Source organism: Streptomyces sp. NPDC006197 (assembly GCF_040613865.1).
Classification (GTDB): Bacteria; Actinomycetota; Actinomycetes; order Streptomycetales; family Streptomycetaceae; genus Streptomyces.
Genome location: NZ_JBEXSZ010000110.1, coordinates 20,429 through 28,362, shown reverse-complemented (window position 1 = coordinate 28,362; position 7,934 = coordinate 20,429). Strand labels below are relative to the sequence as shown.

Below are 7,934 nucleotides of genomic sequence, written 5' to 3'. Positions count from 1 at the left end.
TCTTCGGTGCGCGCGAGCAGTGCGGCGAAGTACACCTGACTCTCTCCCACTGATCAGAGGTGTGACGTTCCGGCGGCGCGCTTCCGATGCCCGGCGTCCGGCTCCGAGAGGGCGAAGGCGGCGACGGCGCGGCCGGCGGTGGCCTCGGGGAGCCAGCGGGCGCGCTGGGCGGGGGTGCCGAAGGCGGCGACGGGGTGGGTGCCGAGGCCCTGGAGGGCGAGGGCGGTCTCGGCCTCGGTGCAGGTGCGGGCGAGGGACTCGCGCAGGAGGCAGAGGTCGAGGGCGCCGGCCTCGAAGAGGCGGGCGAGGAGGCCGAGCTCGCCGAGGGCGGCGACGAGGGGGCGGTTGACCCTGCCGGGTTCGCCCCGGTCGGCGAGGGGCTTGAGGCGCTCGGCGGCGAGCGCGCTGAGCTCCGCACACCAGGTGGTCTGTGCCGGATCGAGCGAGAATGCGGGCATGTGGGCCCTCTCCGGCGCCCTCCGGCGCCCTCGTCGCGGCGCCGTCCGGCGCCTTCGTCCCCGCGCCTCGCGGCGCCTTGCTCCCGGCGCTGCGAGGCGCCCTGGTTCGGGCGCCGTGAGACGCCCCGGTTCAGGCGCCGTGAAGCGCCCCGGTCCAGGCGCCCTGAAGCGCCCTGGTCCCAGCGCCCTGAGGCGCCTTCGTCCCGACGCCTCGCGGCGCCGTGGTCCCTGCGCCTCTCGGCGGCCCGACACCGGCGCCGTGAAGCGCCCGGGTTCCCGCGCCCTGAGGCGCCTTCCTCCCGACGCCGTGAAGCGCCCTGGTGCGGGCGCCCTGAGGCGTCCTGGTCCCTGCGCCTCGCGGCGCCTCCGTCCCGGCGCCCTCCGGCGCCCTTGTCGCGAACCGTTGACTGTCGTCACCAACACGATACGCTCGTGGAGCGACGGACGACCCCACCACGACAGGGGGACGGACTCATGGAGCTGACACCCTCGGCCCACCTCGACACGTTCGCCCGCGACCGGCTGCCGCCCCCCGACCGCTGGCCGCATCTCGTCTTCGACCTCCCCGAGCTCCGCTACCCCGACCGGCTCAACTGCGGCACGGAACTCCTCGACCGCACGGTGGAACGGTTCGGCGCCGACCGGCCCGCCTTCCACGACGGCGAGGGCGGGGTCTGGAGCTACGGGGAGCTCCGCGACCGGGTGGACCGCATCGCCCACGTCCTCACCACCGACCTGCGGGTGCTGCCCGGCAACCGGGTCCTCCTGCGCGGCCCCACCACCCCCTGGCTCGCCGCCTGCTGGCTCGCCGTGATGAAGGCCGGCGGCGTCGCCGTCACCGTCCTGGCCCAGCAGCGCGCCCCCGAACTGGCCGTGATGGCCGAAGCCGCCCGGTGCACCCACGCGCTCTGCGACGCCCGGGTGCTCGACGAGCTCCTCAACGCCCGGATACCCGGCCTCCGGGTCACCCCTTTCGGCGGGGACGGGCCCGATGACCTGCTGGCCCTCGCCGAGCGCCACCCCGGCCCGTACGAGGCGGTGGCGACCGCCGCCGACGACGTGGCCCTGATCGCCTTCACCTCCGGCACGACCGGGCGGCCCAAGGGCTGCGTCCACTTCCACCGGGACGTCCTGGCCGTCGCCGACACCTTCTCCGCGCACGTCCTGCGCCCGCTGCCCGACGACGTCTTCGCCGGCTCGCCGCCGCTCGCCTTCACCTTCGGCCTCGGCGGGCTCGTCGTCTTCCCCCTGCGGGCCGGGGCGAGCGCGGTCCTCCTCGAACAGGCCGGGCCCAAACAGCTGCTCGCGGCGATCGAGCGGCACCGGGTGTCGGTGCTCTTCACCGCCCCGACGGCCTACCGGGTCATGCTGGAGGAGCTGACCCAGGGCACCGCCCCGGAGGTGGCCTCGCTGCGCCGCTGCGTCTCGGCCGGCGAGAACCTGCCGGAGGCGACCTGGACGGCCTGGTACGCGCGGACCGGGCTGCGCCTGATCAACGGCATCGGCGCCACCGAACTGCTGCACATCTTCATCTCCGCCGCCGACGGCGACATCCGCCCCGGCACCACGGGCCGCCCGGTGCCCGGCTGGCAGGCCAGGATCGTCGACCGCGACGGCAAGGGCGTCCCGGACGGCGAGGAGGGGCTGCTCGCGGTGCGCGGCCCGGTGGGTTGCCGCTATCTGGCCGACCCCCGCCAGGAGGAGTACGTACGGGACGGCTGGAACGTCACGGGCGACACGTACGTCCGCGAACCCGACGGCTGGTTCCGCTACGTCTCACGGGCCGACGACATGATCATCTCGGCCGGGTACAACATCGCCGGGCCCCAGGTCGAGGAGGTGCTCCTCGACCACCCCGACGTGGTGGAGACGGCGGTGGTCGGCCGCCCGGACGAGCTGCGCGGCCAGGTCGTCGTGGCGTACACGGTGGTACGGGACGGGGTGCCGCGCGACGCCGGCACCGCCGCCGCGCTGCGGGCCTTCGTCCGCGCCCGCATCGCCCCGTACAAGTCGCCCCGGGAGATCGTCTTCCTCGACGCGCTGCCGCGCACGGCGACGGGGAAGCTCCAGCGCTTCCTGCTGCGGGACCCGGCGCGACCGGCATGACGTGTCCACCACCCCCTAAAGTGATCACGTGGCCGAGCAGCACACTCCCCGATCCCTGATCGTCTCCTTCTACGGCGCCTACGGCCGTGCGCCCGACGAGTCGCCGGTGCCGGTGGCCGCGCTCATCCGGCTGCTCGGCGCGCTCGGCGTCGACGCGCCCTCGGTGCGTTCCTCGGTGTCGCGGCTCAAGCGGCGCGGCCTGCTGCTGCCGGGCCGGACGGCGGACGGCGCCGCCGGGTACGCCCTCTCGGAGGACGCCCGGCGGCTCCTGGACGACGGCGACCGCCGGATCTACGCCCGTACGGAGCCGAAGCTGTCCGAGGGCTGGGTCCTGGCCGTCTTCTCGGTGCCCGAGGCCGAGCGGCACAAGCGGCACCTGCTGCGCTCCCGGCTCGCCCGGCTGGGCTTCGGCACGGCGGCGCCGGGCGTCTGGATCGCGCCCGCCCGGCTGTACGAGGAGACCCGGAACACCCTGGAGCGCCTGGAGCTCTCCCCGTACGTGGACCTCTTCCGCGGCGACCACCTGGGGTATGCGGCGACGGCCGGGGCGGTGGCCCGCTGGTGGGACCTGCCGGCGATCGCCGGGCTCCACGAGGAGTTCCTCGCGGCCCACGAGCCGGTCCTGCGGGCCTGGCGGTCGGCCCCGGCGGGTGCCGAGGACGCCTACCGGGACTACCTCCTCGCCCTGGACTCCTGGCGCCGGCTGCCCTACGCGGACCCGGTGCTCCCGGCGGAGCTCCTGCCGGACGACTGGCCGGGCCGCCGCTCGGCGGAGGTCTTCACGGCCCTGCACGAGCTGTTGTGGGACCGGGGCGCGGAGTACGTGGGCCCGTTCCTGTCGGGGGACGCCGACACCCCCTAGGACCTGTCGTCACCTTCCCGTCGTCACCCGAAGGGCGGCGACGGGCGGCGCCGGAGCCCGGGATCCCAGCCGGCCGGACGACCCGCGGTGCCGGGCATCACGTCCAGCCGGGCGCGTGCGCGCGGGCGGTGGCCGCCGCCCAGACGCGCGCGGAGATCCTCCGGTCGGCGACCCGGCTGTTCGCCGAACGCGGCTACGGACGGGGGACCGTCGCGGACATCGCCGCCGAGGCGGGGGGCTCCGCGAAGGCCGTCTTCGCGAGCGCCGGGAGCAAGAGCGACATCCTCAACGAGATCGTCGACACGGCCGTCCGGGCCTCCGGCTACGAGCAGGCGATCCGCGTCGTACTCGCCGAGCGGGACCCGGAGGCGGCTCTCAGAGCCCTGGCCCACGGCACCCGGGCGGGCAACGAGGGTCTGTTCACCGTGCACGAGGCGATCCACAAGGCGCTGCCGTCGCACGAGGACGGCGAAGCGCTGTGGGAGCGCGCCACCGCCGACTACCGGGCCGCCCTCCGCACCGCCGCGCACCATCTGCACACCCTGGCACCGGCTCCCCACCCCGAGGAGGAGACGGCGGATCTCCTGTGGTTCTGGTTCGGCCCGGGTGGCCGGCGCACCCTGGTCACCGAGAACGGCTGGTCCTGGGACCGCGCCGAAGCCCTCCTGCTCCACACCGCCCTCGCCACCCTGCGGACGCCCTGAGGGCTTCGAAGAGTTCGGAGAGGGGATCAGCTCCGTACGGCCAGGGCCCGCACCAGGCAGGCGAGGGACGCCGTGCCGAGGACCGCGCGGACGATGTTCCACGCCACCCACGGGGTCTCGAAGGCGGACCGGGCCGCGACCGGGTCCCGGGTCGCCGCGAGGGCGTCGTTGAGCGGCACGTTCGCCGCCGAGGTGACCACGAGGACCGCCAGGCCGAGGACGAACGCGGCGAGCGTCCAGAGCCGGGCCCGGCCGGCGCGGTGCTGCCAGGCGGCCACCGCCGTGAGGACCGGTGCCCCGAAGAACGGGGTGAAGAACACCGGGTTCTGGATCACGTCGTTGATGTTCCGCATCACCTCGACGTAGACCCGGTCGTCGCTGCGCGCCAGTGCCGGCATCACCGAGCAGACGTACGCGAACCACACCCCCGCCAGCAGGCCCGTCGCCACCGTCGCCGCGCCGAGGACCGCCCCGGCGCCCTTCTTCCCGTCCCTGTTCTCCGTCATGGCCCCATTCAAGGGCCGGGGCGGTGCGCGGACCATGGCCTCGCGTCGCACCCGCATGCGCGAGCGTCCAGGACCCTCAGTCCCGGCGGCCGGTGGGCGGGCGGCGGCTGCCCGCGCGGTACGGGGCGGGCCAGGGGGCGGCCGGGCCCCGGTACTCCTGCTCGGCCGCCGCGTGCAGGGTCCAGTGCGGGTCGTAGAGGTGCGGGCGGGCGAGGGCGCAGAGGTCGGCGCGGCCCGCGAGGAGCAGGGAGTTGACGTCGTCCCAGGAGGAGATCGCGCCGACCGCGATCACCGGGACGCCGAGCTCGTTGCGGATGCGGTCGGCGTAGGGCGTCTGGTACGAGCGGCCGTAGGCGGGCTCCTCGTCGGGGACGACCTGCCCGGTGGAGACGTCGATCGCGTCGGCGCCGTGGTCCGCGAAGGCGCGGGCCATCTCGACGGCGTCCGCGGCGGTCGTGCCGCCCTCGGCCCAGTCGGTGGCCGAGATGCGGACGGTCATGGGTCGGTCGGCCGGCCAGGCCTCCCGCACCGCGTCGAAGACTTCGAGGGGGTAGCGGAGCCGGGCCGTGAGGTCGCCGCCGTAGGCGTCGGTGCGGTGGTTGGTGAGCGGGGAGAGGAAGCCGGAGAGCAGATAGCCGTGGGCGCAGTGCAGTTCGAGGAGGTCGAAGCCGCTGCGGGCGGCCCGGCGGGCGGCGGCGGTGAACTGCTCGCGCACGGCGGTGAGGCCGGCCCGGTCGAGGGCGTGGGGGGTCTGGTTGACGCCGGGGCGGTACGGGAGGGGCGAGGCGGCGACCAGGGGCCAGTTCCCGGCCGGGAGGGGCTGGTCGATGCCCTCCCACATGCGGCGCGTGGAGCCCTTGCGGCCGGAGTGGCCGAGCTGGACGCCGAGCGCGGTGCCGGGCGCCGAGGTGTGGACGAAGTCGATGATCCGGGTCCAGGCCTCGGCCTGTTCGTCGGTCCAGAGGCCGGTGCAGCCGGGGGTGATGCGGCCCTCGGGGCTCACGCAGACCATCTCGGTCATGACGAGTCCGGCGCCGCCGAGGGCCCTGGAGCCGAGGTGGACGAGGTGGAAGTCGCCGGGGACGCCGTCCTCGGCGACGTACAGGTCCATGGGGGAGACGACGACCCTGTTCCGCAGGGTCAGTCCGCGCAGCCGGAAGGGGGTGAACATGGGCGGGGTGCCGGGCGGGCAGCCGAAGTCCTCCTCGACGGCGGCGGTGAAGGCGGGGTCGCGCAGCTTCAGGTTGGCGTGGGTGACGCGGCGGCTGCGGGTGAGCAGGTCGAAGGCGAAGCGGCGGGGCGGGCGGTCGACGTGCCCGGCGAGCTCCTCGAACCAGCGGAGGCTGGCGCCGGCCGCGCGCTGGGTGGACTCGACGACGGGACGGCGCTCCGTCTCGTACGCGGTGAGGGCCTCGTCGAGCGTGGGGTGGGCGTCGACGGCGGCGGCGAGGGCGACGGCGTCCTCGACGGCCAGCTTGGTGCCGGAGCCGATGGAGAAGTGGGCGGTGTGGGCGGCGTCGCCGATGAGCACGGTGTTGCCGTACGACCAGCGGGCGTTGGTGACGGTGCGGAAGGCGGTCCAGGCGGAGGCGTTCGAGCGGAGCTCCCGGCCGCCGAGCGCCTCGGCGAAGACCTTGGCGCAGCGGGCGGTGGACTCGGTCTCGTCGAGCTCGTGGAAGCCGGCGGCCCGCCAGACCTCCTCCCGCATCTCGACGATGACGGTGGAGGAGCCGTCGGAGAAGGGGTAGGCGTGGAGTTGCATCACGCCGTGCTCGGTCTCGGCGATCTCGAAGCGGAACGCCTCGAAGGGGAAGTCGGCGGCCAGCCAGATGTAACGGCAGCGGTGGGTGGTGATGCGGGGGCGGAAGTGCGCGGCGTGGGTCTCGCGGGTGCGGCTGTGGACGCCGTCGGCGGCGACCACCAGGTCGTGGTCGGCGGCGAGGACGGCGGCGGGCGGGGCCTCGGTGCGGAAGCGGAGCCGTACGCCGAGCTCGGCGCAGCGGGCGTGCAGTATCTCCAGGAGCCGGCGGCGGCCGAGGGCGGCGAAGCCGTGGCCGGTGGAGGTGGTGCGGTGGCCCCGGTGGACGACGTCGATGTCGTCCCAGCGGACGAGCTCGCCGTGGAGCGCCTCGTACACGACGGGGTCGGCGTCCCGGATGCCGTCGAGGGTCTCGTCGGAGAGGACGACGCCGAAGCCGAAGGTGTCGGAGGGGGCGTTCCGCTCCCAGACGGTGACCTCGCGGGCCGGGTCCTGCCGCCGGAGGAGAGCGGCGGCGTAGAGCCCACCGGGCCCGCCGCCGACGACGGCGATCCGCGCGGGACCGGGTCGGGGGCGGGGGTCGGGGGCCGGGGCGGGGGCGCTTCGGGGCTCCGGGCCCGGGAGCGTCAGCATCCTCGCCACTTCGGAGGGCGTTTCTCGGTGAAGGCGGCGTGGAACTCGGCGTAGTCCTCGCCGTTCATCAGGAGCGCCTGGGTGGCCGCGTCCAGTTCGACGGCGGCGGCGAGCGGCATGTCGAGCTCGGCGGTGAGCAGGGCCTTGGTCTGGGCGAGGGCGAGGGCGGGGCCGTCCGCGAGGCGGCGGGCGAGGGCGGCGGCCCGCTCCCCCGCCGCACCCTCCTCGGTGAGCTCGCTGAGGAGGCCGATGCGCTCGGCCTCGGCGGCGTGGACGGGCTCGCCCAGCATGAGGAGACGGGTGGCGTGGCCGAGTCCGACGACCCGGGGCAGCAGATAGGCGGCGCCCATGTCGCCGCCGGAGAGGCCGACCCGGGTGAAGAGGAAGGAGAAGCGGGTGGTGGGGTCGGCGATCCGGAAGTCGGCGGCGAGCGCGAGGACGGCCCCGGCGCCGGCGGCGACGCCGTGGAGGGCGGCGACGACGGGGAAGGGGCATTCGCGGATGGCGCGGACGACCTGGCCGGTCATCCGGTTGAAGTCGAGGAGCCGGGCCGTGTCGAGGGCGAGGGTGGCGCCGATGATCTCGTCCACGTCGCCGCCCGAGCAGAAGCCGCGGCCTTCGCCGCCGAGGACGAGGGCGCGGACGGCGCGCTCGCGGGAGAGCTCGGCGAGGAGGTCGCGCAGGTCGGCGTAGGCGCCGAAGGTGAGGGCGTTGAGTTTGGCGGGACGGGCCAGGGTGACGGTGGCCACGCCCTGGTCGATGTCGAGGCGCAGGTGCTGCCAGCGTGCCGTGCGGGGCGTGGAGCCGGTAAAGGGGCTCATTCGAGGGGCCTCCTTCCTCCGCAGGGAGGGTATCACCATACTGTGACTGTCGTCACGAGTACGCGATAAGGCCGACAAGGGGGCG

6 protein-coding genes and 1 pseudogene are annotated in these 7,934 nt (G+C 75.0%); 3 read left to right on the top strand and 4 right to left on the bottom strand.

Going from position 1 to position 7,934, the window contains the following annotated elements; translation table 11 throughout:
* Window positions 1–89: 89 nt before the first annotated feature.
* Window positions 90–458 (bottom strand): annotated as a pseudogene (locus ABZ318_RS28310) (acyl-CoA dehydrogenase family protein); the annotation flags it as partial.
* 474 nt (window positions 459–932) lie between these two features.
* Between ABZ318_RS28310 and ABZ318_RS28305 the strand changes: the two are divergent.
* From ABZ318_RS28305 to ABZ318_RS28295, 3 genes are all read left to right on the top strand, one after another.
* Complete coding sequence (locus ABZ318_RS28305; RefSeq protein ID WP_356905298.1) at window positions 933–2,564, top strand: AMP-binding protein; 1,632 nt, start codon at window positions 933–935, stop codon at window positions 2,562–2,564.
* A 28-nt stretch (window positions 2,565–2,592) separates the two neighbouring features.
* Entirely contained in the window at window positions 2,593–3,426 is an 834-nt protein-coding gene (locus tag ABZ318_RS28300) for a PaaX family transcriptional regulator C-terminal domain-containing protein (protein ID WP_356905297.1), read from the top strand.
* A gap of 128 nt (window positions 3,427–3,554) precedes the next feature.
* Window positions 3,555–4,130, top strand: a complete 576-nt coding sequence (locus ABZ318_RS28295; RefSeq protein ID WP_356905296.1) for a helix-turn-helix domain-containing protein — start codon at window positions 3,555–3,557, stop codon at window positions 4,128–4,130.
* A gap of 26 nt (window positions 4,131–4,156) precedes the next feature.
* Here the strand turns inward: ABZ318_RS28295 and ABZ318_RS28290 are convergent, their stop codons facing one another.
* The 3 genes from ABZ318_RS28290 to ABZ318_RS28280 form a co-directional block, all read right to left on the bottom strand.
* Window positions 4,157–4,636 (bottom strand): anthrone oxygenase family protein, encoded by a 480-nt coding sequence (locus ABZ318_RS28290; protein ID WP_356905295.1) that lies wholly within the window; start codon window positions 4,634–4,636, stop codon window positions 4,157–4,159.
* A 76-nt stretch (window positions 4,637–4,712) separates the two neighbouring features.
* A complete protein-coding gene (locus ABZ318_RS28285; protein ID WP_356905294.1) occupies window positions 4,713–7,028 on the bottom strand; it encodes a bifunctional salicylyl-CoA 5-hydroxylase/oxidoreductase in 2,316 nt (771 codons plus the stop codon).
* Window positions 7,022–7,849 (bottom strand): enoyl-CoA hydratase family protein, encoded by an 828-nt coding sequence (locus ABZ318_RS28280; RefSeq protein ID WP_356905293.1) that lies wholly within the window; start codon window positions 7,847–7,849, stop codon window positions 7,022–7,024. The genes ABZ318_RS28285 and ABZ318_RS28280 overlap by 7 nt, the downstream gene beginning before the upstream one ends.
* Window positions 7,850–7,934 lie beyond the last annotated feature (85 nt).

Excerpts from the sequence above, each read along its gene's own strand:
- ABZ318_RS28285 (WP_356905294.1), bottom strand. The coding sequence starts at position 7,028 with ATGCTGACGCTCCCGGGCCCGGAGCCCCGAAGCGCCCCCGCCCCGGCC.
- ABZ318_RS28305 (WP_356905298.1), top strand. The coding sequence starts at position 933 with ATGGAGCTGACACCCTCGGCCCACCTCGACACGTTCGCCCGCGACCGG.
- ABZ318_RS28280 (WP_356905293.1), bottom strand. The coding sequence starts at position 7,849 with ATGAGCCCCTTTACCGGCTCCACGCCCCGCACGGCACGCTGGCAGCAC.
- ABZ318_RS28290 (WP_356905295.1), bottom strand. The coding sequence starts at position 4,636 with ATGACGGAGAACAGGGACGGGAAGAAGGGCGCCGGGGCGGTCCTCGGC.